The following is a 26,494-nucleotide window of genomic DNA, read 5'->3' as shown; positions in this document are numbered from 1 at the left end:
ACGGTCATCAAGCTGGCTGCCAAGGCAACTACGGCGGCAGAGACGTCTGACTAGACTGGCCCATCACCCAAAATAACAAGAAGAAAATGTGCCAAGGAGGTCGTTGCCGTGAGTCATGCCCCCGTTCTATCACCACAGAATGTCAAAGATCAGGTCAGCGCTGCCGAATGGCAGACCCGTGTCGACCTTGCCGCCTGCTACCGCCTGGTGGCGATGCATGGCTGGGATGACCTGATCTTCACCCACATCTCGGCCAAGGTGCCGGGCACTGATGACTTCCTGATCAACCCCTACGGGCTGATGTTTCATGAGATCACCGCGTCGAGCCTGGTGAAGGTCGACCAGGCCGGCAAGAAGCTGATGGACAGCCCCTACGAGATCAACCCGGCGGGCTACACCATTCACAGCGCCATCCACGAAGTGCGCCACGACGTGACCTGCGTGCTGCACACCCACACCGCTGCCGGTGTGGCGGTGGCGGCACAGAAGCAAGGCATATTGCCGATCAGCCAGCAGTCGATATTCGTGCTGTCGAGCCTGGCTTATCACGCCTACGAAGGCGTGGCGCTGAATCATGAAGAGAAGGCCCGCCTGCAGGCCGATCTGGGCGACAACAACTTCCTGATGCTGCACAACCATGGCCTGCTGACCTGCGGCAGCACCATTGCCGACACCTTTCTGATGATGTTCACTTTCCAGCGCGCCTGCGATATCCAGGCGCTGGCGCAAAACGGTGGCGCTGAATTGATCAACATCGGCCCGCAGATTCTCGCTGGCGCCAAGGCGATGGTGGCGGCTGTCACAAAGAGCGCGCAAGGTATGGGAGGCGCGCTGGCCTGGCCGGCGTTGCTGCGTAAGCTGGACACTCAAGACCCTGGGTATAGAAGCTGATGCCACTCGCCGAGATCCCGCTGAGAGCCTGGCGCAAACGCAGCCAGACGTTCGACTTCCATGGCCGCACCCTCCGTTATTGGGTGGCGGGGCAGGGCGAGCCGTTGCTGCTGATCCATGGCTTTCCCACCGCCAGTTGGGACTGGCACTACTTGTGGCAGCCCTTGGCCCAGCGCAACTTGGTGATCGCCTGCGACATGCTCGGTTTCGGCGACTCGGCCAAGCCACTCGACCACGGTTACTGCCTGCTGGAGCAGGCGGATTTGCAACAAGCATTGCTGGAACACCTGCGCGTTGAGCAGCCGGTGCACGTGCTCGCCCACGACTACGGTGACAGCGTCGCCCAGGAACTGCTGGCCCGGCACTACGAGGGTCGCTTTCAGATGGCCAGCTGCGTGTTCCTCAACGGTGGGCTGTTTCCCGAAACCCATCGCCCGGCGCTGGTGCAAAAACTCTTGCTGAGCCCGCTGGGCTGGATGATCGGTCGTGCCTTTGGGCGCAATGCCTTGGCGAACAGTTTCAACCAGATCTTTGGCCCTGATACCCGCCCCAGCGAAAGCGCTCTGGATGATTTCTGGAGCCTGATCGACTGCCATGACGGCACGCGCATCCTGCACAAACTCATTGCCTACATCCCTCAACGCCGCCGTATGCGTGAGCGTTGGGTGGCAGCGATGCAACAGGGCGATGTGCCGCTGCGGGTGATCGACGGCGAGATCGACCCGATTTCGGGCGCTCATATGGTGGCGCGTTACCGCGAGTTGGTGCCCCACGCCGACACGGTGCTGCTGGCCAATATCGGCCACTACCCACAGATCGAGGCGCCGGTGCAGGTGCTCAAACACTACCTGGCGTTTCGTGACCGGATTGGGCAACCGACACCTCGATTGGCCTATTCCTGAGCTGACGATTATCCCCCAGCCTTATCGAGCACCATTCAGCCCTGGCCGGCTTTATTGTGACCAGCGCCCCCTTGCCTGACACTCGACCTATTCCCATTGTCGCCATTGGAGTTCGGTATGAGTGAATCAGTGCAGTTCCAGGATAAGGTCGTGATCGTCACCGGTGCCGGCGGCGGATTGGGCCGTGCCCATGCGCTGCTGTTCGCCAAACATGGCGCCAAGGTGCTGGTCAACGACCTGGGCGGTTCCACCCAGGGCGAAGGCGCCAACGCTTCGGCTGCCGATCGCGTGGTGGCGCAGATTCGCGAAGCTGGCGGTATTGCTGAAGCCAACCATGACTCTGTCACCGACGGTGACAAGATTGTGCAGAACGCCCTCGATGCGTTTGGCCGTATCGATGTGGTGGTCAACAACGCGGGCATCCTGCGCGACAAGACCTTCCACAAAATGGACGACAGCGACTGGGACCTGGTTTACCGGGTGCATGTCGAGGGCGCCTACAAAGTTACCCGCGCCGCTTGGCCCCATCTGCGCGAGCAAGGTTACGGCCGGGTGATCTTCACTGCATCCACCTCGGGCATCTACGGTAACTTCGGCCAGTCCAACTACGGCATGGCCAAGCTGGGTCTTTACGGGCTGACGCGGACCCTGGCGCTGGAAGGTCGCAAGAACAACATCCTGGTCAACGCCATCGCCCCGACAGGCGGCACGCGCATGACCGAAGGCCTGATCCCGCCTCAGGTATTCGAGCGGCTCAAGCCGGAGCTGGTCAGCCCATTGGTGGTGTACCTGGGCAGCGAAGCGTGCCAGGAAACCTCGGGGCTGTTTGAAGTGGGCGGCGGCTGGATCGGCAAGACCCGTTGGGAGCGTAGCCTGGGGGTGGGCTTTGATCCGGAAACGGGCTTCTCGCCTGATGACGTGGCGGCGCATTGGCAGCAGATCTGCGACTTCGAAGGGGCGGCGCACCCCAAGGACAACATCGAGGCGTTGAAGGAGATGATGGCCAATTTGCAGAAGTTCAGCCTGTGATCGTTGCTTGAATAAGCTTGAATCCTACGGGGCGCTGATGGCGTCCCGTTTTATTCCAGGCATAAAAAAGGCCGCTGCATAGGCAGCGGCCGAAGTAAGACGTTGGATCAAGGAGCGACAAATCAACGTCAGTGAACACGGGTAACAGACTGAAAAAAGGCATCAATCCATTTGAATCTGGCTTTTCTTCCCGATGGGGAAGCGGGCTATTTGCCCTGAAAGCCCGACAAGAATAGCCGCTTGTAACAAAATGAGTAATGCCGATTCGTGACAAGGACTGTTGCGCAATCAGCAACAGTTGCGCAGTCCTCCATACATCCCCCTGATAACCCTCCATCCACCTAATGCATGCCTGCGCCCGGAGCCCAGGCCAGAGCGCCGTGTCATCCTTTTGGGCGACAACACGAATCCCTCCTTGGTGCGCTTATCGCTCCCGTTGGGCGGCAGTAGGGTGGGGCCTTCTGTCACTCACCGGGGAAGACGCATGACAAGAACAACAATGCGCGCCATCTTCAGGCCACAGGCGCTGGCCGCTGCGGTTGCGTTGGGGTGCTGTGCCCAGGCACAGGCTGTTTCGTTCAACATTGGCGAGATCGAAGGGCAATTCGACTCCTCGCTGTCGGTGGGCGCGAGCTGGGGCATGCGCGACGCCGATAAAAAGCTGGTGGGCACCGTCAACGGCGGCACTGGCCAGGCGTCTACCGGGGATGACGGGCGCCTGAACTTCAAGAAGGGCGAGACCTTTTCCAAGATCTTCAAGGGTATTCACGACCTGGAACTCAAGTACGGTGACAGCGGCGTGTTCGTTCGGGGCAAGTACTGGTACGACTTCGAGTTGCAGGATGAAGATCGCGAATTCAAACAGATCAGCAATCACCACCGCGATGAAGGCGCGCGGTCTTCCGGCTACGAATTGCTCGATGCCTTCGTCTATCACAACTATTCCATTGGCGATCAGCCAGGGAACGTGCGGCTGGGCAAGCAAGTGGTCAGTTGGGGCGAGAGCACTTTTATCGGTAACTCCATCAACAGCATCAACCCCATCGACGTTTCAGCCTTTCGCCGCCCCGGTGCGGAGATCAAGGAAGGGCTGATTCCGGTAAATATGCTGTTCGCTTCCCAGAGCTTGACCAACCAGCTGACAGTGGAAGGTTTTTACCAACTGAACTGGGAAAATACCGTACTGGATAATTGCGGCACATTCTTTGGTGGGGATGTGGCGGCCCACGGCTGTAATGACAACTACACGGTCGGTAACCCGGCGATTGCGCCGTTGCAGCCTCTAGCCGCCGCGTTTGGACAGGGCTTTCAAGTGACCCGTGAAGGTGTGATCGTGCAGCGTGCACGGGATCGTGATGCCCGTGACAGTGGTCAGTTCGGTACGGCGTTGCGTTGGTTGGGAGATGACACCGAATACGGCCTGTACTTCATGAACTACCACAGCCGCACCCCGACGGTGGGCACCATCACCAACAATACAAGCCTGGCCAGGCTCGGTGCGATCTCCGGCGCAGCCAATGGCATCGCGCCCGGCTCGGGTGCAGGTCTGGTCCAGAGCCTGATGCTCGGTCGTGGCCAGTATTACCTCGACTACCCGGAAGACATCCGCCTGTTCGGTGCGAGCTTCTCCACCACCTTGCCTACCGGCACGGCCTGGACCGGCGAGATCAGCTATCGCCCCAATGCCCCCGTGCAACTCAACACCACCGACCTGACCCTGGCCCTGATCAACCCGGTTGCAGGCCAACTGGCCTCGCCGATCCGCAGCAACTTTGGCGACGACAACAAAGGCTACCGCCGCAAGGAAATCACCCAGATCCAAAGCACCATGACCCAGTTCTTCGACCAGGTGCTGGGGGCCGAACGCCTGACGCTGGTTGGCGAGGCTGCGTACGTGCACGTCGCCGGGCTGGAAGACAAATCCAAACTGCGCTACGGCCGCGACTCGGTCTACGGTGCCTATGGTTTTCAAGGCGACACCGACGGTTTTGTCACAGCCAATTCCTGGGGCTACCGAGCGCGCGCGATCCTTGACTACAACAATGCAATTTTCGGGGTGAACCTCAAGCCCAACCTGTCGTGGTCCCATGACGTGGCCGGCTACGGCCCCAATGGTCTGTTCAACAAAGGCGCCAAGGCCATCAGCATCGGCGTGGACGCGGACTACCGCAGCACCTACACCGCCAGCCTGAGCTACACCGACTTTTTCGGCGGCGACTACAACACCCTGACCGACCGCGACTTCCTCGCCCTCAGCTTCGGCGCGAACTTCTGACCTGGCTTAAAGAAGGACAAGCATCCATGCGTAAGACAATTGCAGTGTTGGCCCTCAGCCTGTTGGCCACCCACGTGATGGCAGCGGTGTCGCCGGAAGAGGCGGCCAAGCTCGGCACGACCCTGACCCCGGTCGGCGCCGAAAAAGCCGGCAACGCCGACGGCTCAATCCCGGCCTGGACCGGTGGCATTCCTAAAAATGCCGGCGCCGTCGACAGCAAAGGCTTCCTCGCCGACCCGTTCGCCAGTGAGAAACCGCTGTTCGTGATCACCGCGGCCACTGTCGACAAGTACAAGGACAAACTTTCCGACGGCCAGGTGGCGATGTTCAAGCGTTACCCTGAGACCTACAAGATTCCGGTGTACCCAACCCACCGCACGGTCAACCTGCCGCCGGAGGTCTACGAGTCGATCAAGCGCAGCGCGCTGAACGTCAAGCCGATCAACGACGGCAATGGACTGGAAGGTTTCACCGGTAACCGCTACTACGCGTTCCCGATTCCGAAGAATGGCGTGGAAGTGCTGTGGAACCACATCACCCGCTACCACGGCGGCAATTTGCGCCGCATCATCACCCAGGCCACGCCGCAGACCAACGGCAGCTACACGCCGATCCGCTTCGAAGAGGAAGTGGCGGTGCCGCAATTGATCCCGGACATGGACCCGGCCAAGGCGGCCAACGTGCTGACCTTCTTCAAACAGTCGGTGACGGCCCCGGCGCGCTTGGCGGGCAACGTGCTGCTGGTGCATGAAACCCTCGACCAAGTGAAGGAGCCGCGCCTGGCGTGGATCTACAACGCCGGCCAGCGTCGCGTACGCCGCGCGCCGCAAGTGGCCTATGACGGGCCGGGCACCGCCTCCGACGGCCTGCGCACCTCGGACAATTTCGACATGTTCTCCGGTGCTCCGGACCGCTACGACTGGAAGCTGGTGGGCAAGAAAGAGATGTACATCCCCTACAACAGCTACAAGCTGGACCAGCCGACACTCAAGTACGACGACATCATCAAGGCCGGCCATATCAACCAGGACCTGACCCGCTATGAGCTGCACCGCGTGTGGGAAGTGGTGGGCACGGTCAAGCCGAGTGAGCGGCATATCTACGCCAAGCGCCACATGTATATCGACGAGGACAGCTGGCAGGTGGCGCTGGTGGATCACTACGACGGCCGTGGTCAACTGTGGCGTGTCGCCGAAGGTCATGCGCAGTTCTATTACGACCACCAGACTCCGGCCTACACCGTGGAAACCCTCTACGACATCATCGCCGGGCGCTACATCGCGCTGGGCATGAAGAATGAGGAGAAGAGCAGCTTTATGTTTGGCTTCGCGGCCAAGGCTGCGGACTACACCCCGGCCGCATTGAGGGCCGAAGGGGTTCGTTGATCCTTGATGTAAAATGCAGGTCCAATGTGGGAGCGGGCTTGCTCGCGAACGCGGAGTGTCAGTCACCGAATTCATAGACTGATCCGCCGCCTTCGCGAGCAAGCCCGCTCCCACATTGGGTTGTGGATACCTTGAATTTTATGGCTGGAAATCACCCTGCTGAATACTTCTTCAACAACCGCCGACCACAGGACTAGGGTAGGCGCCACGTTGCATAACAATAAAAAAGCAGGATGCAGCAATGACCGCCATGACACGCTGCCTGGACCGTCCTGGATTCATGCCTCGGCTGTCCGCCCACCATCTATTGCGCCCACGTTTGGCCGAGCCTTTGCTGGCGGCGCAGGTCAGGGTCAAGTTGCTCTGCGCGCCGGCTGGCAGTGGCAAGAGTGCGCTGCTCGCCGAGTGCGCGTTGCAGGCACCCAAGGATTGCCCGGTGTACTGGCTGCCGCTCAATGGCGTTGCCCTGAGCCCCGTCGATCTTTGCGAGCGCTTAGCGCAGAACCTGGGTTTGCCGTTCACCGATGAAGCCACCCTGCTGTCGGACCTTGCGCGTTGGCAGGCCCCGGCGTGGGTGTTCCTCGATGACTTCTGCCGCTTGCCCGCGCCGGACACCGACGCTTTGCTCGATCGCCTGTTGACCGCCAGCAGTCCAGCCCTGACCTGGTGGCTGGGCGCGCGCCGTCGGCCACTGTGCAATTGGCCGCGGTTGCTGCTCGACGACGAATTGCTGGAGTGCGGCGCAGACTTGGCGTTCAGTCCGGTCGAGATCCAGCATTTGCTCACTCATGCCCCGGGGCAATCCGTCGACAGCGTGTTGCAGTTCAGTGCTGGTTGGTGTGCCGGCGCGCGCATTGCCTTGTTGGGGGACGGCCACCCGGAAAAGACCTTGCTCGATTACCTGCAACACGAACTGTTCAGCACCTTGCCAACCGAACTGGCCGAAGCCTGGCGCGTGCTGGCCCATCTGCCGCGCTTCAACGCTGGGTTGTGCGAGCACTTGTTCGGCTTTGGCGACGGTGATCAGTACCTGCACGATCTGCAGGCCTTCGGCGCGTTTATCCAGCCCTGGGAAGACACCGACTGGTTGCAGGTTTTTCCTCCGCTCTCCCATTTGCTGCGTGATGAGCCCTGGCCGGCCAAGCGTTCATGGCATCGCCGCGCCTGCCAATGGTTCACCGCCGAACAGGACTGGCAGGCCGCATTTGAACAAGCCTTGCTCGCCGAAGAATATGAAGTGGCGGTGAGCCTGTTGCAGCACTTCAGTTTCGAAGACCTGTTCCGCCAGCAGAACGCGATGCTGCTGTTGCGCCTGCATGAACAGCAGGGCGACGAACTGATGCTCGGTTCGGCGCAATTGGTCGGGCTGTTGACCGCGGCGTTGCTGTTCGCCGGGCGCTTCGAGCAGGCCGCGCAATGCATCCATCAACTGGCACGCTTCGCGCCGCAACCGACAGCGGCGCAGCAGCGCTATCTGCTGGCGCGCTGGCAGGCGCAGTGGGGCTGGCTGCTGCATCTGGGTGGCGATGCCGAACGTTCTCGCGAACACTTCCTCGAAGCGCTTCAAGCCTTGCCCGACAGCGCCTGGACGTCGCGGTTGATGTGTCTTTCGGGCCTGACCCAGCAAGCCTTGTTGCGCGGTGAACTGGACGTGGCCCAGGCCCTGAGCCGCGAAGCCTTGTGCCTGGCCCGTGCCCACGGCTCTTTGCTGCTCGAAGCCTTGTTGGAGCTGGATCACGCGCAACTGCTGGAGCAGCGTGGCGCTCCTTATCGGGCGCAAAGCCTGCTGGAGAATGTGCAGGCGATGCTGCTCGAGCAGCGCCTCAAGGCCGGGCCTCTGGTCGGGCGCATCGCCCTGCGGCGCGGGCACCTGGCGTTGCGGCAAGGGCAGGACAGCCTGGCTGCCGAGTGTTTCGAGGCGGGCTTGAAGATGTGCCTGCACAGCCAGGACAAGCGCGTGCTTTACGGATTTCTTGGACTGGCTCTGCTGGCCGCCAACCGTGGCGATTACGCCCAGGCCTTTGTGCAACTGCGCGACGCCGAGCGGCTGATGCAACAGCGTCAGGTGCCCGACACGGTGTACCGCGCGGTGTTGCTGTTGGTCAGCGGGCATTTCTGGTTGCAGCAGGGGCGTGCCGAATTGACAGTGGAAGCGGTGCGCCGCGTGCTTCGCCACTTTCGTGGGCCCCAGGCCAGACAGGCCCCGCCGGCCACTCTGGAACTGGTGCCGCGCCTGGAGTACCTGCTGGTGCTGGCTGAAGTGAAACTGGGTTGCGCCGATCAATCGGTGGAGCGGCTCACGGCCTTGCTGGACACCGCCCATCAGCGCGGCATGCTCTGCCTGGAAACCGAGCTGCACCTGGTGCTGGGCGAAGTGGCCTGGCAAGTCGGTGATTGCGCGCTGGCACGCCGCTCGCTGCAAACCGGGCTGGCGTTGGCGGCACGCTGCCAAGTGCAGCAAGCGATTCGCGAACTGCGGTTGCGCTCGCCGGGGTTGTTGAGTGAGCTGGGCATGGAGCCGCAAGCGCCAGGGTCGGGAACGGTAGAGAGCCCACTCAGCCAGCGCGAGTTGGAAGTCCTGCAGTTGATCGCCCTGGGCAATTCCAACCTGCAAATCGCCGACCGGCTGTTTATCTCCCTGCATACGGTCAAGACCCACGCGCGGCGTATCCACAGCAAGCTCGGCGTGGAGCGACGTACGCAAGCCGTGGCCAAGGCCAAGACGTTGGGGTTGATGACCTAGGCGCAAAACGCCTGTCGGTACTCGCCGGGCGTGGCGGCCATGGCTTGGCGGAAGCGATGGGTGAAGTGGCTGGCGCTGGAGAAACCGCACATCAAGGCGATTTCACTCAAGGGCAGGGCGCTGCTGCGCAGCAGGGCCTGGGCACGGGTGAGGCGGCGCGCCAGCAGGTATTGGTGGGGCGGCAGGCCGAAGCTTTGGCGGAACATCCGCGCGAAATGGTATTCCGACAGCGCACACATCCCGGCGAGCTGGCCCAGGCTGATCGGGTCTTCCAGGTGCTGGTCGATGTAGTCCACCAACAGCCGTCGCTGATGCGCCGCCAGCCCGCCTTTCAATCGCAGCCCATCGCGGGCGCCGACCTGGCTGAGCAGGGTGTGGCTGAGCATTTCATGGGCCAGGCTACTGGTCAGCAGGCGCTCGGCGGGCTCGTGCCAGTTCAGCGCGATCAACTGGTGAAAGCGCCGGGCCTGGCTGGCGTCTTCCAGGAAGGTGCTTTCGCGCAATTGCAGAGTGCGCGGTTCGCGGTCGAGCAGGGTGACGCAGCCCAGGGCGAATTGCTCCGGGCTGAAGTACACATGGGCCAGGCGGATTTCGCCGTTGATCACCCAGGCCGACTGATGCTCGGCGGGCAGGATGCACAACTTGTCGGGCCCGCCCTTGGTGCCCGGCTGGTCACGCCGAAAGGTGCCGGTGCCACCGCCGATGTAGCACGACAAGGTGTGATGGCTGGGAGCCTGGTAATCCTGGGCATCGTGATGGTTGCTCCACAAAGCCGCAGACAAGCCGTCACCGAGCTCGGCGCAGGCTTCGAGGCGTGCATTGGGCGAGCGGTTAAGGGCTTGAAAGACGTGCAGGGATTCCAGATCAGGCATTGTTCGTACTCTCCGACGCCTTGCATCCTACTCCGCGCGTTGAGTGCTGTGCGCCCACCGTCCGACAAAAGCGCAAGATTGTGCAAGAGCGCGCCATGAATCGCAGGCCACACTGTGGCTCAATCGATGGAGCCCGCTATGAACCTTTCCCTGTATTTACTCACCGTGCTGATCTGGGGCACCACTTGGATCGCCCTCAAATGGCAACTGGGCGTGGTGGCGATTCCTGTGTCCATCGTCTATCGCTTCGGCCTGGCGGCGCTGGTGTTGTTTGCGCTGTTGCTGGTCAGCCGCAAGTTGCAGGTGATGAACCGGCGCGGGCATTTGATCTGCCTGGCCCAGGGGCTGTGCCTGTTTTGTGTGAACTTCATGTGTTTCCTGACGGCCAGCCAATGGATCCCCAGCGGGTTGGTGGCGGTGGTGTTTTCCACGGCCACGCTGTGGAATGCGCTGAATGCCCGGGTGTTTTTCGGCCAGCGGGTGGCGCGCACTGTGTTGATGGGCGGCGGGCTGGGCTTGATGGGCTTGGGCCTGCTGTTCTGGCCGGAACTGGTGGGGCATACCGCCAGCCCGCAAACCTTGCTCGGCTTGGGGTTGGCGCTGCTGGGGACGATGTGTTTCTCGGCTGGCAATATGCTCTCGAGCCTGCAACAGAAGGCCGGTCTGAGACCGCTGACCACAAATGCCTGGGGCATGTTGTATGGTTCGTTGATGCTGGCGACCTACTGCGTGGTGCGTGGGATTCCGTTCGAGATGGACTGGAGTGCGCGGTACATCGGCGCGCTGTGGTACCTGGTGATTCCCGGCTCGGTGATCGGCTTTACTGCATACCTGACGTTGGTCGGACGTATGGGGCCGGAGCGTGCGGCGTATTGCACGGTGCTGTTCCCGGTGGTGGCGTTGAACGTCTCGGCATTTGCCGAAGGGTACCAGTGGACTGCACCAGCGCTGGCGGGGTTGGTGTTGGTGATGCTGGGCAATGTGTTGGTGTTTCGTAAGCCCAAGCCGGTCGTGGTTGCCTCACAATCCTTGGCCTGACCCATCACTGTATGAGCCGGCAAGCCGGCTCCTACAGAGGGTGGGGTTATTTGAGGCCGAGGCGCTTGGCCATGCGGCCTAGGTTGGCGCGGTCCAGGCCCAGTTCTCGGGCGGCGCTGGCCCAGTTGTGCTGGTGGCGCTCCAGGCAGGCGCTGATGATCTGGCGTTGATAGTGTTCGGTGGCTTGGCGCAGGTCGCCGGTCACGCTGGGCACCGCATCGACCGGTTCGTCGATCACCGGCGCACTGACATCGGGCAGATCCAGGTCCTGGGCGTTCAGGCTCAGAATCTTCGGACGCTCGCGACAGTTTCCCAAGGCTTTGAGTGCGCTGCGTCCGATCAAATGTTCCAGCTCCCGCACATTGCCTGGCCAGTTATAGGCCAGCAGCGCCGCCTGGGCATCGCTGGTCAGGCGCAGACTGCCCAAGCCCATGCGTGACCTGTTCTGCTCAAGGAAAAAGCCGGCCAGCAGCAGCACATCGCGCCCGCGCTCGCGCAGCGCCGGCACTTGCAGCGGGTAGACGCTGAGGCGGTGATAGAAGTCGGCGCGGTAGCGACCATGGCGCACTTCGTCAGCCAGGTCGCGGTTGGTGGCGGCGATCAGGCGCACGTCCACCTGGTGTTCCTTGTCCGAGCCCAGGCGTTGCAATTGACCGCTTTGCAGTACTCGCAGCAGCTTGGCCTGCACGGTCAGCGACAGTTCGCCCACTTCATCGAGAAACAGCGTGCCGCCATTGGCCAGTTCGAACTTGCCACGACGTTCGTTCAACGCGCCGGTAAAGGCCCCACGTACATGGCCGAACAGCTCGCTTTCCACCAGGGTTTCCGGCAGGGCGGCGCAGTTGAGGCTGATCAGCGGTTTATCGGCGCGGGTTGAGGCGGCGTGGATGGCCTGGGCCACCAGTTCTTTGCCAACTCCGGTTTCGCCGGTGATCAGCACAGTGAGGTCACTGCCGCCCACCAGTTTGATCTCTTCCACCAGGCGCTTGTGGGGTTTGCTCTGGCCGATCATCTCCTTGTGCTGCTGGCCGCTGGCCTCGCGGTAGATTTCGGCGCGCAGGGTCAGGCGTTCGATACGTTCGGCCACGTTGACGGTGGCTGCGGCGAGGCTGGCGAAGGCTTGCAGGGCGTCCAGTTCGACGCGCTCGAAGCGCTCGGTGTCGAGGGCGTCCAGGGTCAGCAGGCCCCAGGGCTGATCGTCGACGAACAGCGGGCAACCCATGCAATCGTGGACTTCCAGGTGCCCGTGCAGTCCATCGACCAGGCCGTCGTAGGGGTCGGGCAATTCGCTGTCACTGTCAAACCGCGTAGGGCCTGGGCTGCTCAGTAACACGGCGAAGCGCGGGTGTTCGCTGACTTTGAAGCGTCTGCCCAGGGTGTCTGCGCTCAAGCCGTCGACGGCCAGCGGCACCAGCCATTCGCCGTCCAGGCGCAACAGCGCGGCGGCGTCACAGGGCAGCAGGGCGCGCATGGCTTGTAATAGACGACGATAACGCTCGCCTTCGGGCAGTTCACGGGACAGGTCGGCGACCAGAGGCAGCAGGGTGGTGAGCAGCGATTGCGCAGTCATAATGACTCCTTGTAGTCCTTATGACTATACGTTGCAGGAAGTCATACTGACTACAAATTGCATAACCTATTGAAATTAAACGATTTATTTGTTGGCACGAATACTGAGTAGGTAAAGGCAATCAGTAAAGAAGCCCAGGAGGCTCCCATGCTTAGTGCCCAAGACCGTGCCATCGTCAAATCCACCGTGCCCCTGCTGGAAAGCGGCGGCGAAGCGCTGATCACCCATTTCTACCGCATGATGCTTTCCGAGTATCCGGAAGTTCGCCCGCTGTTCAACCAGGCCCACCAGGCCAGCGGCGACCAACCCCGCGCCTTGGCCAACGGGGTGTTGATGTACGCGCGGCATATCGACCAGTTGGACCAACTGGGCGACCTGGTGGCCAAGATCATCAACAAGCATGTGGCCCTGCAGATCCTGCCGGAGCACTACCCGATCGTCGGCGCGTGCCTGCTGCGCGCGATTTCCGAAGTGCTAGGCAGTGAGATTGCGACTCCCGAGGTGATGAACGCCTGGGGCGCGGCCTACGGCCAACTGGCCGACATCCTGATCGGCGCCGAGGCGGCGATCTATGAAGAGAAAGCGCAGGCCCCGGGTGGCTGGCGGGGTGCGCGGCCGTTTATCATCGTCAAGCGCGTGGTGGAGAGTGACGAGATTATCTCCTTCTACTTTGCCCCGGTGGACAACGGTCCGATTCTTGCCGCTGCACCGGGCCAATACATCGGCATGAAACTGGTGCTGGATGGCGAGGAAGTGCGCCGCAACTATTCGCTGTCAGCCCTGACCGATTCGGGCCTGTACCGCATCAGCGTCAAACGCGAGGCCGGCGGGCGGGTGTCCAACTACCTGCACGACCAACTGCACGTCGGTGCGACTATTGACCTGTTTCCGCCTTCGGGGGAGTTCACCCTGGCAGCCAGCGACAAACCGCTGGTGCTGATCAGCGGTGGAGTGGGCATTACGCCGACCTTGCCGATGCTCGAAGCGGCCCTGGCTACCCAGCGCCCGGTGCACTTCATCCACTGCGCGCGTAACGGCGGGGTGCATGCGTTCCGTGATTGGGTCGATGCCCTGGCGGCCAAGCACCCACAGCTCAAGCGCTTCTATTGCTACGCCGAAGATGATGGCGTGAGCCCGGCGGCGGACAAGGTCGGCTTGCTGAGTCAGGAACAACTGGCGGCATGGTTGCCCGAGCAGCGCGACCTCGATGCCTACTTCCTTGGCCCTAAAGGCTTCATGGGCGCGATCAAGCGCTATCTCAAGGCGCTGGGTGTACCCGAGAAGCAAAGCCGCTATGAGTTCTTCGGCCCGGCTGCGGCGCTGGAATAACACGCTCAAAAATGTGGGAGCGGGCTTGCTCGCGAATGCGATAGATCAGTCACTTACAGGTCAACTGACAAACCGCATTCGCGAGCAAGCCCGCTCCCACATTTGCTTATCTATTCCTCCAGGTTAATCCCCCGTTAACCCCCTCTGTTTAAACCACTCCCTGTGTGTAAACTTGCGGCCATTGGCACAACCAAACAAAGGGAAACGGTGATGAGTGACGAATTGCGTTTAGGCAGGGAGCGGCGCTTTCTGGTGTTGCTGGGCATCATCTGCCTGGCGCTGATCGGCGGTGCGCTTTACATGCAGGTGGTACTCGGCGAGGCGCCGTGCCCGCTGTGCATCCTGCAACGCTACGCCTTGCTGTTGATCGCGATCTTCGCGTTCATCGGTGCGGCGATGCGCACCAAAGGGGCGCTCACGTTTTTCGAAGGGTTGGTGATACTCAGCGCCCTCGGCGGTGTGGCCGCAGCCGGTCACCACGTGTACACCCAGTTCTTCCCCCAGGTCAGTTGCGGCATTGATGTGCTGCAACCGATCGTCGATGACCTGCCGCTGGCCAAAGTGTTCCCCCTGGGGTTCCAGGTCGATGGCTTCTGCAGCACCCCGTATCCGCCCGTGCTGGGTCTGTCCCTGGCGCAGTGGGCACTGGTTGCGTTCGTGCTGACGGTGATCCTGGTGCCGTTGGGGATTTACCGGAATCGCCAGCGCAAAGCCTGAGCCCATCCCTGAAACGCCCCGGTCCTTCTTGAGGGACGGCCGGGGCGTTTTTGTTTGTAGGGATTTGTGAATAGAACGTGACGCCGGACAATTTTAGGTGCGCGCAGTGTGCGACATGTTGTCACACGGAAGCTGCCGCAGGACGTTTCTGACCCGCCGAACGGCCGCTTAAATTTGCATAAAACGGCCAAGATGTGCTGTCAGTTCGTGGTTCCGGCGAGGCCACGAACCTCAGGCCACGTCAGCAATTGCGTGATGTCCGAATGCCTTGTTTTATGGGGGCTTGCATCGCTTTGGCTTACCCTTACAGCCCATATGGGCTGCGACGGGTCGCCCTATAACACGGCATTTTTTGTGGTTTTTGTTGAGAATCGAACACGATAAGATCGCGAACCTTTGCAATATTGGTGAAGGATTATTGCTGTAATCGATAAAAATTATTTCTTTATAAGACATGGTTTATACATCGCTAGCTAACTACAATCGCCCGCACTGAATGTCCGGTGCTGTTCAATATTTGAGCACTGGAGCGGTCGAGGGGCAGATGGACGGCTCTGTGCGACCCCAAGGTTCCGACAGCCTTTCAACTATCCGCACCAAATGGAATTGGTCTGTAACAAGGCCTTTAACCACGAAATCGAATAAGAACTCACCGCAGGTCCGTGAAACGCCACCTAATGGCGCGATGGGCAGGCTCTTATTCAATCGAAGAGAAATGCCAACCCTTGGCAGGGTGAAGTGTTGGCGATCAAAACCCAACTGCATTGCGCAAGCTGCTTTAGAGGTCGTGAGATGAGTAAAAACAGGTACCCCCGATTACTAGGCTTTTTGCCGCTGCTTGGCATGATGTTAATGCTGGGAGGCTGCAAGTGGACCTTGATGGACCCAAAAGGACAGATCGGTCTGGATCAACGAAACCTGATCATCACCGCCACCCTGCTGATGTTGTTGGTTGTGGTGCCTGTGATCATCATGACCTTCGCCTTCGCCTGGAAATACCGCGCGTCGAACACCAGCGCGACCTACGCGCCGAAGTGGTCGCACTCCACCAAGATTGAAATCGCAGTGTGGCTGGTGCCGATCCTCATCATCATCGCCCTGGGTTACATCACCTATAAGTCGACCCATGAGCTGGACCCGTACCGTCCGCTGGAATCCGACGTCAAGCCGATCAACATCGAAGTGGTCGCGCTGGACTGGAAGTGGCTGTTCATCTACCCGGACCTGGGTATCGCCACCGTCAACGAAATCCAGTTCCCAGAGAACACTCCGCTTAACTTCCGGATCACCTCCGACGCCGTGATGAACTCGTTCTTCATCCCAGCCCTGGGCGGTCAGATCTACGCGATGGCAGGCATGCAGACACGCCTGCACCTGATCGCCAACGAAAAAGCTGAAATGGAAGGCATCTCCGCAAACTACAGCGGCGCTGGCTTCACCGGCATGAAATTCAAAGCGATCTCGACGAGCCAGGAAGGTTTCAACGCCTGGGTAGCCGAAGTCAAGGCCGCACCTAAACAGCTTGATCAAGCTGAATACGATGCCCTGACCAAACCAAGCCAGAACAACCCAGTCGCTCTGTACTCCGCGTATGAGCCGGACCTGTTTCAGAAAATCGTCGACAAGTACGAAGGTATGAAGCCAGGCAAGCCGGTCAAGCACGAGAAGAAAGAAGTGGCCGCGGTTGAAGGTTCTGACACGGGCTCGCATTCAACTGCTGGGGCAGAGGAGTAAACGATGTTTGGTAAATTAAGTTGGGATGCGGTCCCGTTCCACGAGCCGATCGTAATGGTGACCATCGCCATGATCGCGCTGGGTGGTCTGGCACTGTTTGCAGGTATTACGTACTTCAAGAAGTGGACCTACCTGTGGACCGAGTGGTTGACGTCGGTCGACCACAAGAAAATCGGCGTCATGTACGTCATCGTTGCCATGGTCATGCTGCTGCGTGGTTTTGCCGACGCCATCATGATGCGTACCCAGTTGGCCATGGCCACCGAGGGTTCGCCTGGCTACCTGCCACCTGAACACTATGACCAGATCTTCACCGCTCACGGTGTGATCATGATCATCTTCATGGCGATGCCATTCTTCACCGGCCTGATGAACCTTGCCTTGCCGCTGCAGATTGGCGCGCGTGACGTTGCCTACCCGTTCCTGAACTCCCTGAGCTTCTGGCTGCTGGTTTCCGGCGTGGTGCTGATCAACGTGTCCCTGGGCGTCGGCGAATTCGCCAAGACCGGTTGGGTTGCGTATCCGCCATTGTCGGGCCTGCAATACAGCCCTGGCGTGGGTGTGGACTACTACATCTGGGCCCTACAGTTATCAGGACTAGGGACGACACTGACGGGGGTCAACTTCCTGGCCACCGTCCTGAAAATGCGCGCCCCTGGCATGAAACTGATGGACATGCCGATCTTCACCTGGACCTGCACCTGGGCAAACGTGCTGATCGTGGCTTCGTTCCCGATCCTGGCCGCTACCATGGCGCTGCTGTCGCTTGACCGTTACCTGGATTTCCACATTTTCACCAATGAACTTGGTGGCAATCCGATGATGTACGTGAACCTGTTCTGGGCATGGGGTCACCCTGAGGTGTACATCCTCATCCTGCCAGCGTTCGGTATCTTCTCCGAAGTGATCTCGACCTTTACCGGCAAGCGCCTGTTCGGTCACCACTCGATGGTTTATGCATCGGGCGCAATCTCGGTACTGGGCTTCATGGTGTGGCTGCACCACTTCTTCACCATGGGTTCGGGTGCCAGCGTCAACGCCTTCTTCGGCCTGGCGACGATGCTGATTTCCATCCCGACGGGGGTGAAGCTATTCAACTGGCTGTTCACCATCTACCACGGTCGTCTGCGCATGACCAGCCAGGTCCTGTGGACCCTGGGCTTCATGGTGACCTTCGCCATTGGCGGCATGACCGGCGTACTGCTGGCCATCCCGGGTGCTGACTTCGTGCTGCACAACAGCCTGTTCGTGATCGCTCACTTCCACAACGTGATCATCGGTGGTGCTGTATTCGGTTACATCGCTGGTTTCAGCTTCTACTTCCCGAAAGCGTTCGGCTTCAAGCTGCACGAAGGCTGGGGCAAGGCTGCATTCTGGTTCTGGATCTCGGGCTTCTTCGTCGCGTTCATGCCGCTCTATGCACTGGGCTTCATGGGCATGACCCGTCGTCTGAACGCTACCACCAACCCTGAGTGGGTGCCGTACCTGTACGTCGCCATGTTCGGTGCGGTGATGATCGCTGTGGGTATCGCCTGCCAGCTGATCCAGTTGTACGTGAGTGTCCGTGACCGTAAGCAGAACGCTTGCGAATCCGGTGACCCATGGAATGGCCACACCCTGGAATGGTCGACTTCTTCGCCACCGCCGTTCTACAACTTCGCCGTGATCCCTACTGCGAACACCATTGATGCGTTCACCGAAGCCAAGGAAGACGGTACTGCGTACCAGCGTCCTAAGCACTACGAACCGATCCACATGCCAAACAACACCGCCACTGGCGTGGTGATGGGCGCGCTGTTGACCGTGTTCGGTTTCGCGATGATCTGGCACATCTGGTGGCTGGCAATCGCGAGCCTGGTGGGCACCATCGGCTACTTCATTGTCCACGCCGCACGTGATGATCAAGGCTACATGGTGCCGGTCGAGACGATCGAACGCATCGAAGCCGAGCAACACGCTCGCCTGGTCGCCGAGAAGAAAATCCCGGCCAACCGTGTAGAAACCTCGTTGGAACAGGCTTAAACCATGTCGAACTTAGTGACCAATGCTGGACACGCCCATGTCGATGACCATGGGCACGATGACCATCACCACGACTCGGGGCCGATGACCGTTTTCGGTTTCTGGCTCTACCTGATGACCGACTGCATCTTGTTTGCGTCGATCTTCGCGGTGTACGCGGTACTGGTAAATAACGTAGCGGGTGGCCCGTCGGGCCACGACATCTTCGAACTGCCTTACGTGCTCGGCGAAACCGCCTTGCTGTTGTTCAGTTCGATCACCTACGGCTTCGCCATGTTGGCCTTCTACAAGGGCAACAAGAAAGGCGTACTGAGCTGGTTGGCACTGACCTTCCTGTTCGGCCTGGGCTTCATCGGCATGGAGATCAATGAGTTCCACCTGCTGATCTCCGAAGGCTACGGCCCGCACCGTTCCGGCTTCCTGTCGGCGTTCTTCACGCTGGTAGGCACCCACGGTCTGCACGTAACGGCTGGCCTGCTGTGGATGGCGGTGATGATGTATCAGGTCAATAAACACGGCCTGACCAACACCAACAAGACTCGCCTGAGCTGCCTGAGCCTGTTCTGGCACTTCCTGGACGTGGTCTGGATCTGCGTCTTCACCGTTGTTTACCTGATGGGGACTCTGTAATGGCTAATGCACACTCCCATGACCATGACAGCCATGATGCAAGCCACGGCAGCGTTAAGTCGTACGCCATCGGCTTCATCCTGTCGGTAATCCTGACGCTCATCCCGTTCGGTCTGGTGATGTACCCGACCCTGCCTAAGTCGATCACCTTGATGATCGTGCTGGCATTCGCGGTGATTCAGGTTCTGGTTCACCTGGTGTACTTCCTGCACCTGGACCGCTCCAAAGAGCAACGCGATAACGTGATTGCGTTCGTGTTCGCAGGGTTGGTAATCCTGCTGCTGGTTGGCCTGTCGATATGGATCATGTTCAGCATCCATACGTTCATGATGGCGAAGTGAGGTAAGACCCGATGTCGCTTAAGCACTTTATCCAAATCACCAAACCGGGGATCATTTTCGGTAACGTGCTTTCTGTGGCGGGCGGTTTCTTCCTGGCCTCCAAGGGACATGTCGATCTGGCCATCTTCCTGGCTGCAATGATCGGCACTTCCCTGGTGGTAGCTTCCGGTTGTGTGTTCAACAACTGCATCGACCGTGACATCGATATCAAGATGGAACGCACCAAGAATCGTGTGCTGGTCCAGGGCCTCATCTCCCTGAAGCTGGCACTGATCTACGCGACCGTCCTCGGTGTTGCCGGCGTGGCGTTGTTGTACAAGGTGGCCAACCCGCTGGCGGCGCTGTTTGCCGTGATCGGCTTTGTCATCTACGTCGGCCTCTACAGCCTGTACCTCAAGCGCAAGTCGGTTCACGGCACGCTGGTGGGCAGTCTGTCGGGAGCGATGCCGCCGGTGATTGGTTATGTGGCTGTGACCAATAGCTTCGACATGGCCGCGCTGACGCTACTGGTGATGTTCAGCCTGTGGCAGATGCCGCACTCGTACGCCATCGCGATTTTCCGCTTCAATGACTACCTGGCTGCTTCGATTCCGGTTCTGCCGGTCAAGCGTGGCATCCAGGTCGCCAAGAAACACATCCTGCTGTACATCCTGGCCTTCCTCGTGGCGACCTTGATGTTGACCTTCAGTGGCTACGCCGGCATGAGCTACCTTGCCGTCGCCGCCGCCATGGGCATGTACTGGTTGTACATGGCCTGGACCGGCTACAAGGCGGTGGATGACACCGTCTGGGCACGCAAGCTGTTCGTGTTCTCGATCTTCACCATCACCGCGCTCAGCGTGATGATGTCCCTGGATTTCCAAGTGCCGAAAGAGCTGTTGCTGACCTACGCTCACTGAGTGGTCCTGCAGTGAAAGAGCCCCGCCTTCGAGAGAAGCGCGGGGCTTTTTCTTGGGCGTCGGTTTAAATCTGCGGATGTTTATCTCGTCATACCCCTCTGTACGTGCTCTGCGAATCCACCACCCGCCAACAAGGAGTTGCCCCATGGTCAGCGTTAGTCGTCGGTCCCTTCTCGCCCTGGGCGCCGCCCTGCCTTTATTGGGGCGCCTGGATTGGGCGGTCGCGGCGCCGCCGCCGGCAAAGTCTGACGAGGTGCGACTCAACTACAACGAAAGCCCCTACGGACCCTCACAGGCCGCCCGTGAAGCGATGCAGCGTGGTATCGCGACGTCCGGGCGTTACCCCTACAACCACATGTATGCTTTAGCCGGGCTATTTGCTCAGCAGCAAGGCATTGCCGAAGAACAGGTGGCAGTGTTTGCAGGCTCAATGGCGGCCTTACGTTATGCGGTGCTGGCATTCACCAGCGAAACTCGCGGCCTGGTGATGGCTACGCCGTCCTACGAAGTGCCGCACCAGGCGGCGCAGGCGAACAAAGCTGCGGTGAAGGAAGTCAGCCTGAACGCCGACCACGCCCACGACATCCCGGCCATGCTCGCCGCCGATCCACAGGCCGGCATGCTCTACCTGTGCAACCCCAATAACCCCACTGGCACCGTTACGCCCGTCGACGCCATCCGCCACGCGTTGGCGAATAAACCCAAAGGCAGTGTGCTGGTGGTAGACGAGGCTTACATCGACTTCGCCGACGTACCCAGCGTGGTCAGTTGGGTCAAGGACCACGACGACCTGCTGGTGCTGCGCACTTTCTCGAAAATCTACGGCATGGCCGGTGCCCGCCTGGGCTTGGCGGTCGGGCATCCGGCGTTGCTGGAACGCCTCGCCGTATTTGGCGGCGACAACGTGCCGGCCGGTACCACTCTGCTCGGCGGCCTTGCCAGCCTTGAGGACGTCAAACTGCTGCCGCAACGCAAGGCGCTCAATAAACAACTGCGCGATGAGACTGTGGCCTGGCTGCAGGGGCGTGGTTTCACCTGCACGGCCTCCCAGGCCAACTGTTTCATGATCGACGTGAAGCAACCGGCGGAGCAGGTGATCGAGAAACTGGCAGCCCAAGGCGTGCTGATCGGCCGTGTGTTTAAAAACTGGCCGCAGTGGGTTCGGGTGACGGTGGGGAACAAGCGGGAGATGGCACGGTTTCGTGAGGTGTTTGCGCAATTTGACACCACGAAACAATTGTAGGAGCCGGCAAGCCGGCTCCTACAATGTGGGGTTATTGCTGCGCGATGCTGTACCCGTCAAACGCAGTCTGCTGCTGCAATGCAGTAATCACGCTCTTGCGGCTCAGCGGCTGCTCAGCGCCGGCGTTATCGACAAAACTCTCAACGTCCAACTCCGCCTCATCCCCTTCACCCACAAAGCTGAACCCCAAAAACTCGAACGCCTCACGGTCGACATTCAGCTTGGAGCGCGGCGTGCGCAGCGGCAGGGTGACGCTGATGCCATCCTTGCTGATCACAAACACTTCGGCTTCTTTCTTGGGCCGTGAGGCCTTGCTCTTGCCGGCGCTTGGGTTGCTGATGGCCTGGTGGCTCTGGTTCAGCACTTTCAACGCCAAGCCGTAGACCAACTCCTGGAATTCGGGGTCGTCCTTGAAGCTGGACAGGATGCGGCTGATCGAAAACTTGCTGCTCAGGTCTTCCAGGGCTGCGTTATCGGCGGCTTCGGCGTCCTTGAGTTGCTTGAGCTGGCCCATCAGGTCGTAGGCCTTGTCGTCATCGAAAGCATCGTGGGCCTGGCGGATGGCCACGCGCAGCTCGCGGATCTGGTCGCTTTCCTTGGACGTGTGGAACGCGTCCAGCACCATCTCACTGATGATCTTGGCTGCTGGCAGATGCTGTGAAAGATTGATGGCGTTTTCGTATTCGGCTTTGGCGTGCGAGGCGACTACGGATTCTTCGGGGGCGGATTTTTCGGTGTAAGAATCGGACATTGAAATTTCACTACTTCAGTAAACGAGGACAAAAAAGCGTCGGGCATTTTCAGGGGGGAGGGAGGTCAGGTCAAGGCAGCACAATGCCCTTATCCCGACGCAACGCCGTCAGCGCCCGCTGCAGCCGTACGGCTCGTCCGCAAAACAGACCTACGGTAAACCCCGATACGCCGCCCACTGCCATCAACATCGACGGCGTGCTCAGCAGCAGCGGATGCACGGCTTGCTGGTAACCGAAGTAGTACTTCACCGCAAAGAACAGTTGCGAGATCAGCAGGGTTTTCCAGGTGCCCGGCAATACCAGGGTCTCGCCATTGGCATCCAGCCGCGCCCCCTCAACGTTGAACAGCACCATCCCCACCAGGCTGCCCAGCACCGCGCCGGCAACCCAGGCGCCGCTCGACAAGATTGAAGGCGCCAGCGACATCAACGACCACACCACCAGCACCACCGGCAGGATCACCAGCGAGCGGCGATTTTCGCGTCCACCCAGGCAGGCCTTGATGCCGTAGTAGCAAATCCACAGGTAAATGGCGTAGACCCAAATGGGCGTGCCTTGGAGGATGTCGAGCATGGTGTGCGTCCGTGCAGAGGGGAGGTGGTGGATAGTCGTTGAGTACTGACGCCTTTGTCCAGCGATCTGCCCCTGACCCACATCAACACTCCCCGCCCACAAAACCGTTACAACACAGAGGCCTGATGAACCCATAAAAACGACCACTGACCTGCGCCGAGGGGACCGCCCCACGCCAGGTTGTTAAAGGACTAATGCGATGGCGCTTTCCCTTTCTCGCCTGGCCTTGCTGGGGGCGACGCTTTGCCTGTCTCTTCCCCTACACGCCAACGTTCCCGACGCTTCGCTGATCGAGCAGGGCAAATACGTCGCGCAACTGGGCGACTGCATCGCCTGCCACACCGCCAAGCAAGGCAAGGAGATGGCCGGCGGCCTGGAGCTGAGCACGCCGATGGGCACGATCTATTCGAGCAATATTACGCCGGACCGAGAGACAGGGATTGGCGCCTACACCTTCGAAGCGTTCGACCGCGTCATGCGCGAAGGCGTGACGCCGACGGGCATGAACCTGTACCCGGCGATGCCGTACCCGTCCTACGCCAAGATGAGCGAAACCGACATGCGTGCCCTGTTCACTTATTTGATGCAAGGCGTCGAGCCGGTGCAGCAGGCCAATCTTGAGGCGGACATGGGCTTCCCGTTCAACCAGCGCTGGGGTCTGGCGTTGTGGAATTTTGTCTTCCTCGACAAACAACCCTTCAAGCCGGATCCGGCACGCGATGAACAACTCAACCGTGGCGCCTACCTGGTCCAGGGCCTGGGCCACTGCGGCTCCTGTCACACGCCACGGGGCATTGCGTTCCAGGAAAAAGCCATGAGCGACGAGGGCTCCAGTGGCCAGTACTACCTGGCCGGCGAAACCGTCGAGCATTGGCGCGCCCTGAGCCTGCGCAATCTGTGGACGGTGGAAGACACCGTGCAACTGCTCAAGACCGGGCAAAACCGCTTTGCCACGGTCGCCGGCAACATGGCCGATGTGATTCACCACAGCACCCAGCACTTCAGCGACTACGACCTGACGGCTATCGCCAGTTACTTGAAATCCCTACCCCTCGGTAAAGACGACTTGCCCATGCCGTCCGTGGCCCAGGCCCCAGCCGTGCCACCTGCAGATGTGTTCACCAGTCGTGGCGGACTGGGTTACATGCAGTTCTGCAGCGACTGTCATCGCAGCGATGGTGCGGGCGTGAAAGGTCTGTTCCCACCTTTGGCCGGCAATCCGAGCATTGCGTCCAGCAACCCGACGTCACTGCTGCACATCACCCTCACCGGCTGGGAGACCGCACAAACGGCAACGCACCCACGGATCTACACCATGCCGGGTTTCGCCCGCTTGAACGATCAGGAAATCGCCGAGATCCTCAGTTTCGTACGTACCCGTTGGGGTAACGAAGGCACGCCGATCAGCGCCGGCCAGGTGAAGAAACTGCGTGACCAACTCAACCCGGCCACCACCGATTCATCGGCCTTCGAAACCCCGCGCCTGGCCGAGTTGCTTGCGGCGCCCAACGCCGACCAGGTGATTCGCGGCATGCGCCTGCATCTGCAAACCAAAGAGCTGCTGCCCAACAATGTCGGCAATTCACTCAATTGCACCAGTTGCCATCTCAACGCTGGCACGGTAGCGGATGGGTCTCCGTTTGTAGGCGTCTCGGCGTTTTTCCCCAGCTATGCGCCGCGCGCAGGCAAGGTGGTGACCCTGGAAGAACGAATTAACGGCTGCTTCCGCCGCTCGATGAATGGCAAACCACTGCCGCCACAATCGGCAGACATGCAAGCGATGGTCGCCTATTTCGATTGGATGAAAAACAACACCCGCCCCGAAGACAAAGTAGCCGGGCGCGGCGTGGGCAAGGTCGACCCGGCGATCAAGCCGGACCTGGCCAATGGCAAACAGGTCTACGCCAAGCAATGCGCGGTGTGCCATGGCGACAACGGCCAGGGCCTGGCACGTGCCGATGGAGAGCTGATCTACCCGCCGCTGTGGGGCGACCAATCGTTCAACATCGGTGCCGGCATGGCGCGCACCTACACGGCAGCGGCGTTCGTCAAACGCAACATGCCGATTGGCTTCCACGAGAAATTCCCGCTGGGGCAGGGCGGTTTATCGGACCAGGAAGCCGTGGATGTGGCGGCATATTTCTCTGGTCAACCGCGCCCGGACTTCCCGGACAAGATCAAGGACTGGCCGAACGGCGGTAAACCTGTCGATGCGCGTTACTAATCCAACTGTTTGAGGCAGGCCTCGAGAATATCCAGGCCTTCCTCCAGCACCGCAGGCTCGACGGTCAGCGGTGCCAGCAGGCGGATGATATGCCGCGACTTGCCGCTGGGCATCAGCAACAAACCGGCGTCCCGCGCCAGGCCGAGCAACTGGGTCAGCTGTTTCGACGCGGGTGTGCCGTCGGCGTTGGCCAGTTCGATGCCGCGCATGGCGCCCACGCCGGTCAGACGGCCGAGGTAGGGTGTCAGGCCTTGCGCACACCAGGTCTGATAGCGGCTGACGATGGCTTCTTCCTGCTGTAAGCCCCAGGTTTTCAGGTGTTCATCGGTCATGGCATCGAGGGTCGCCAACGCTGCCGCGCACGCAATGGGGTTGCCGGAATAGGTGCCGCCAAGGCCACCTTTGGGCAGATTGTCCATCAACGCCTTGCGCCCTACGACGGCGCCCAACGGCACACCGCCGGCGATGCTTTTACCCAGCAGGATCAAGTCCGGCTCGATCCCCAGGCGCGAGAACGCAAAACGCTCGCCGGTACGGCCAAAGCCCGATTGGATTTCATCGACAATCAGCAAAATGTTGTTCTCGTCGCAAAAGCGCCGCAGCGCCTGGGCGAATTCGATGTCCAGCGCCAGGAACCCCCCTTCGCCCTGTACCGGCTCGATGATGAAACAGGCCACGTCGTTGACATCTATTTCCACGCTGAACAAGCGGTCCATGGCCTTCAGCGCCTCGGCGCAGGTCACGCCGTTATCGGCACTGGGGTAGGGCAGGTGATACACCGGGCCTGGTAGTACCCCGACCTTTTGTTTGTAGGGCGCGACTTTGCCATTGAGGTTGAGCGTGGCCAGGGTACGGCCGTGGAAGGCGCCGTCAAACGCTATCACTGCGGTGCGGCCGGTAGCGCCGCGTACGATCTTCAGCGCGTTTTCCGCCGCCTCCGCGCCGCTGTTGGTGAGCATGCCGCTGACCGGGTAGTCCACCGGCATAAATGCGGTAAGACGATCCATCAGCTCGATGTAGGGCGCGTGAGGGGCGGCATTGAACGCGTAGTGCGTCAGTTGGGTCGCCTGGTCGCGAATTGCCTCGACCACGCCGGGATGGCAGTGACCGAGGTTGAGCACACCAATGCCGCCGACAAAATCGATGTAGCGTTTACCCGAGGTGTCCCAGACCTCAGCGTTTTTACCGTGGCTGAGGCTGATGGGGTGAACAATGGAAATCGATTGGCTGATGGTTTCGCGGCTCATGAATCGGGGACTCGGCAGTGACGGGCTTGTTTTTATCTAAGCCGGGCACCCGCACTTGCCGCAAACGAAATAAAGTCG

Annotated in this window: 21 protein-coding genes; 16 read left to right on the top strand and 5 right to left on the bottom strand. The window is 60.2% G+C overall.

The annotated features are described in order from the left end of the window. Positions 1–108 precede the first annotated feature (108 nt). From U367_RS0116850 to U367_RS0116825, 6 genes are all read left to right on the top strand, one after another. On the top strand, positions 109–891 hold the full coding sequence (locus U367_RS0116850) for a class II aldolase/adducin family protein (RefSeq protein ID WP_028617892.1): 783 nt from the start codon (positions 109–111) through the stop codon (positions 889–891). Next, a complete protein-coding gene (locus tag U367_RS0116845) occupies positions 891–1,793 on the top strand; it encodes an alpha/beta fold hydrolase (protein ID WP_028617891.1) in 903 nt (300 codons plus the stop codon). The genes U367_RS0116850 and U367_RS0116845 overlap by 1 nt, the downstream gene beginning before the upstream one ends. Before the next feature lie 117 nt (positions 1,794–1,910). Beyond that, on the top strand, positions 1,911–2,822 hold the full coding sequence (locus U367_RS0116840) for an SDR family oxidoreductase (protein ID WP_028617890.1): 912 nt from the start codon (positions 1,911–1,913) through the stop codon (positions 2,820–2,822). Between the two features lie 484 nt (positions 2,823–3,306). Continuing rightward, positions 3,307–5,097: a DUF1302 domain-containing protein gene (locus tag U367_RS0116835; protein ID WP_028617889.1), complete on the top strand. Its 1,791-nt coding sequence runs from the start codon at positions 3,307–3,309 to the stop codon at positions 5,095–5,097. A 26-nt stretch (positions 5,098–5,123) separates the two neighbouring features. After that, entirely contained in the window at positions 5,124–6,482 is a 1,359-nt protein-coding gene (locus U367_RS0116830) for a DUF1329 domain-containing protein (protein ID WP_028617888.1), read from the top strand. Between the two features lie 241 nt (positions 6,483–6,723). Beyond that, positions 6,724–9,225 carry a LuxR C-terminal-related transcriptional regulator gene (locus U367_RS0116825; protein ID WP_028617887.1) on the top strand — a complete coding sequence of 834 codons (2,502 nt, stop codon included), beginning with the start codon at positions 6,724–6,726 and terminating at the stop codon, positions 9,223–9,225. On the opposite strand, the gene U367_RS0116820 is transcribed toward U367_RS0116825, so the two are convergent. Beyond that, positions 9,222–10,097 (bottom strand): helix-turn-helix domain-containing protein, encoded by an 876-nt coding sequence (locus U367_RS0116820; RefSeq protein ID WP_028617886.1) that lies wholly within the window; start codon positions 10,095–10,097, stop codon positions 9,222–9,224. The genes U367_RS0116825 and U367_RS0116820 overlap by 4 nt on opposite strands. A 138-nt stretch (positions 10,098–10,235) precedes the next feature. On the opposite strand from U367_RS0116820, the gene U367_RS0116815 reads away from it, so the two are divergent. After that, positions 10,236–11,135 carry a DMT family transporter gene (locus tag U367_RS0116815; RefSeq protein ID WP_028617885.1) on the top strand — a complete coding sequence of 300 codons (900 nt, stop codon included), beginning with the start codon at positions 10,236–10,238 and terminating at the stop codon, positions 11,133–11,135. Between the two features lie 46 nt (positions 11,136–11,181). On the opposite strand, the gene norR is transcribed toward U367_RS0116815, so the two are convergent. Further along, positions 11,182–12,705 carry a nitric oxide reductase transcriptional regulator NorR gene (gene norR / locus U367_RS0116810; RefSeq protein WP_028617884.1) on the bottom strand — a complete coding sequence of 508 codons (1,524 nt, stop codon included), beginning with the start codon at positions 12,703–12,705 and terminating at the stop codon, positions 11,182–11,184. A gap of 147 nt (positions 12,706–12,852) precedes the next feature. On the opposite strand from norR, the gene hmpA reads away from it, so the two are divergent. From hmpA to ptaA, 8 genes are all read left to right on the top strand, one after another. After that, on the top strand, positions 12,853–14,034 hold the full coding sequence (hmpA, locus tag U367_RS0116805) for an NO-inducible flavohemoprotein (protein WP_028617883.1): 1,182 nt from the start codon (positions 12,853–12,855) through the stop codon (positions 14,032–14,034). 210 nt (positions 14,035–14,244) lie between these two features. Beyond that, a complete protein-coding gene (locus U367_RS0116800) occupies positions 14,245–14,751 on the top strand; it encodes a disulfide bond formation protein B (RefSeq protein WP_010206438.1) in 507 nt (168 codons plus the stop codon). Between the two features lie 792 nt (positions 14,752–15,543). Then, positions 15,544–16,485: a ubiquinol oxidase subunit II gene (gene cyoA / locus U367_RS0116795; RefSeq protein ID WP_028617882.1), complete on the top strand. Its 942-nt coding sequence runs from the start codon at positions 15,544–15,546 to the stop codon at positions 16,483–16,485. A gap of 3 nt (positions 16,486–16,488) precedes the next feature. Continuing rightward, positions 16,489–18,507, top strand: coding sequence for a cytochrome o ubiquinol oxidase subunit I (cyoB, locus tag U367_RS0116790; protein ID WP_028617881.1), 2,019 nt, complete (start codon positions 16,489–16,491; stop codon positions 18,505–18,507). A gap of 3 nt (positions 18,508–18,510) precedes the next feature. Continuing rightward, entirely contained in the window at positions 18,511–19,137 is a 627-nt protein-coding gene (locus tag U367_RS0116785) for a cytochrome o ubiquinol oxidase subunit III (protein WP_010206435.1), read from the top strand. After that, on the top strand, positions 19,137–19,478 hold the full coding sequence (gene cyoD / locus U367_RS0116780) for a cytochrome o ubiquinol oxidase subunit IV (RefSeq protein ID WP_010206434.1): 342 nt from the start codon (positions 19,137–19,139) through the stop codon (positions 19,476–19,478). Before U367_RS0116785 ends, cyoD begins: the two co-directional genes overlap by 1 nt. A gap of 11 nt (positions 19,479–19,489) precedes the next feature. Beyond that, positions 19,490–20,377, top strand: a complete 888-nt coding sequence (gene cyoE, locus U367_RS0116775; protein ID WP_003194050.1) for a heme o synthase — start codon at positions 19,490–19,492, stop codon at positions 20,375–20,377. A 145-nt stretch (positions 20,378–20,522) separates the two neighbouring features. Then, positions 20,523–21,620: a pyoverdine biosynthesis transaminase PtaA gene (ptaA, locus tag U367_RS0116770; protein ID WP_028617880.1), complete on the top strand. Its 1,098-nt coding sequence runs from the start codon at positions 20,523–20,525 to the stop codon at positions 21,618–21,620. A 31-nt stretch (positions 21,621–21,651) separates the two neighbouring features. Here ptaA and U367_RS0116765 read toward each other — a convergent pair whose 3' ends face one another. Then, a complete protein-coding gene (locus U367_RS0116765; RefSeq protein ID WP_028617879.1) occupies positions 21,652–22,371 on the bottom strand; it encodes a hypothetical protein in 720 nt (239 codons plus the stop codon). 70 nt (positions 22,372–22,441) lie between these two features. After that, a complete protein-coding gene (locus U367_RS0116760) occupies positions 22,442–22,945 on the bottom strand; it encodes a DUF6622 family protein (RefSeq protein ID WP_028617878.1) in 504 nt (167 codons plus the stop codon). Between the two features lie 199 nt (positions 22,946–23,144). Between U367_RS0116760 and U367_RS0116755 the strand changes: the two genes are divergently transcribed. Beyond that, a complete protein-coding gene (locus tag U367_RS0116755; RefSeq protein WP_028617877.1) occupies positions 23,145–25,169 on the top strand; it encodes a c-type cytochrome in 2,025 nt (674 codons plus the stop codon). On the opposite strand, the gene U367_RS0116750 is transcribed toward U367_RS0116755, so the two are convergent. After that, on the bottom strand, positions 25,166–26,416 hold the full coding sequence (locus tag U367_RS0116750) for a 2-aminoadipate transaminase (protein WP_028617876.1): 1,251 nt from the start codon (positions 26,414–26,416) through the stop codon (positions 25,166–25,168). The two genes, U367_RS0116755 and U367_RS0116750, sit on opposite strands and share 4 nt — an antisense overlap. Positions 26,417–26,494: the final 78 nt, after the last annotated feature.

Source organism: Pseudomonas canadensis (genome assembly GCF_000503215.1).
Lineage (GTDB): Bacteria > Pseudomonadota > Gammaproteobacteria > Pseudomonadales > Pseudomonadaceae > Aquipseudomonas > Aquipseudomonas canadensis.
This window is presented reverse-complemented; position numbering and strand designations above follow the sequence as displayed.

Coding starts and splice junctions, on each gene's coding strand:
- U367_RS0116835 (WP_028617889.1), top strand. CDS start 3,307: ATGACAAGAACAACAATGCGCGCCATCTTCAGGCCACAGGCGCTGGCC.
- ptaA (WP_028617880.1), top strand. CDS start 20,523: ATGGTCAGCGTTAGTCGTCGGTCCCTTCTCGCCCTGGGCGCCGCCCTG.
- U367_RS0116830 (WP_028617888.1), top strand. CDS start 5,124: ATGCGTAAGACAATTGCAGTGTTGGCCCTCAGCCTGTTGGCCACCCAC.
- cyoA (WP_028617882.1), top strand. CDS start 15,544: ATGAGTAAAAACAGGTACCCCCGATTACTAGGCTTTTTGCCGCTGCTT.
- cyoB (WP_028617881.1), top strand. CDS start 16,489: ATGTTTGGTAAATTAAGTTGGGATGCGGTCCCGTTCCACGAGCCGATC.
- U367_RS0116820 (WP_028617886.1), bottom strand. CDS start 10,097: ATGCCTGATCTGGAATCCCTGCACGTCTTTCAAGCCCTTAACCGCTCG.
- U367_RS0116815 (WP_028617885.1), top strand. CDS start 10,236: ATGAACCTTTCCCTGTATTTACTCACCGTGCTGATCTGGGGCACCACT.
- U367_RS0116825 (WP_028617887.1), top strand. CDS start 6,724: ATGACCGCCATGACACGCTGCCTGGACCGTCCTGGATTCATGCCTCGG.
- U367_RS0116760 (WP_028617878.1), bottom strand. CDS start 22,945: ATGCTCGACATCCTCCAAGGCACGCCCATTTGGGTCTACGCCATTTAC.
- U367_RS0116785 (WP_010206435.1), top strand. CDS start 18,511: ATGTCGAACTTAGTGACCAATGCTGGACACGCCCATGTCGATGACCAT.
- U367_RS0116755 (WP_028617877.1), top strand. CDS start 23,145: ATGGCGCTTTCCCTTTCTCGCCTGGCCTTGCTGGGGGCGACGCTTTGC.
- U367_RS0116765 (WP_028617879.1), bottom strand. CDS start 22,371: ATGTCCGATTCTTACACCGAAAAATCCGCCCCCGAAGAATCCGTAGTC.
- U367_RS0116750 (WP_028617876.1), bottom strand. CDS start 26,416: ATGAGCCGCGAAACCATCAGCCAATCGATTTCCATTGTTCACCCCATC.
- norR (WP_028617884.1), bottom strand. CDS start 12,705: ATGACTGCGCAATCGCTGCTCACCACCCTGCTGCCTCTGGTCGCCGAC.
- U367_RS0116840 (WP_028617890.1), top strand. CDS start 1,911: ATGAGTGAATCAGTGCAGTTCCAGGATAAGGTCGTGATCGTCACCGGT.
- cyoD (WP_010206434.1), top strand. CDS start 19,137: ATGGCTAATGCACACTCCCATGACCATGACAGCCATGATGCAAGCCAC.
- U367_RS0116845 (WP_028617891.1), top strand. CDS start 891: ATGCCACTCGCCGAGATCCCGCTGAGAGCCTGGCGCAAACGCAGCCAG.
- hmpA (WP_028617883.1), top strand. CDS start 12,853: ATGCTTAGTGCCCAAGACCGTGCCATCGTCAAATCCACCGTGCCCCTG.
- cyoE (WP_003194050.1), top strand. CDS start 19,490: ATGTCGCTTAAGCACTTTATCCAAATCACCAAACCGGGGATCATTTTC.
- U367_RS0116800 (WP_010206438.1), top strand. CDS start 14,245: ATGAGTGACGAATTGCGTTTAGGCAGGGAGCGGCGCTTTCTGGTGTTG.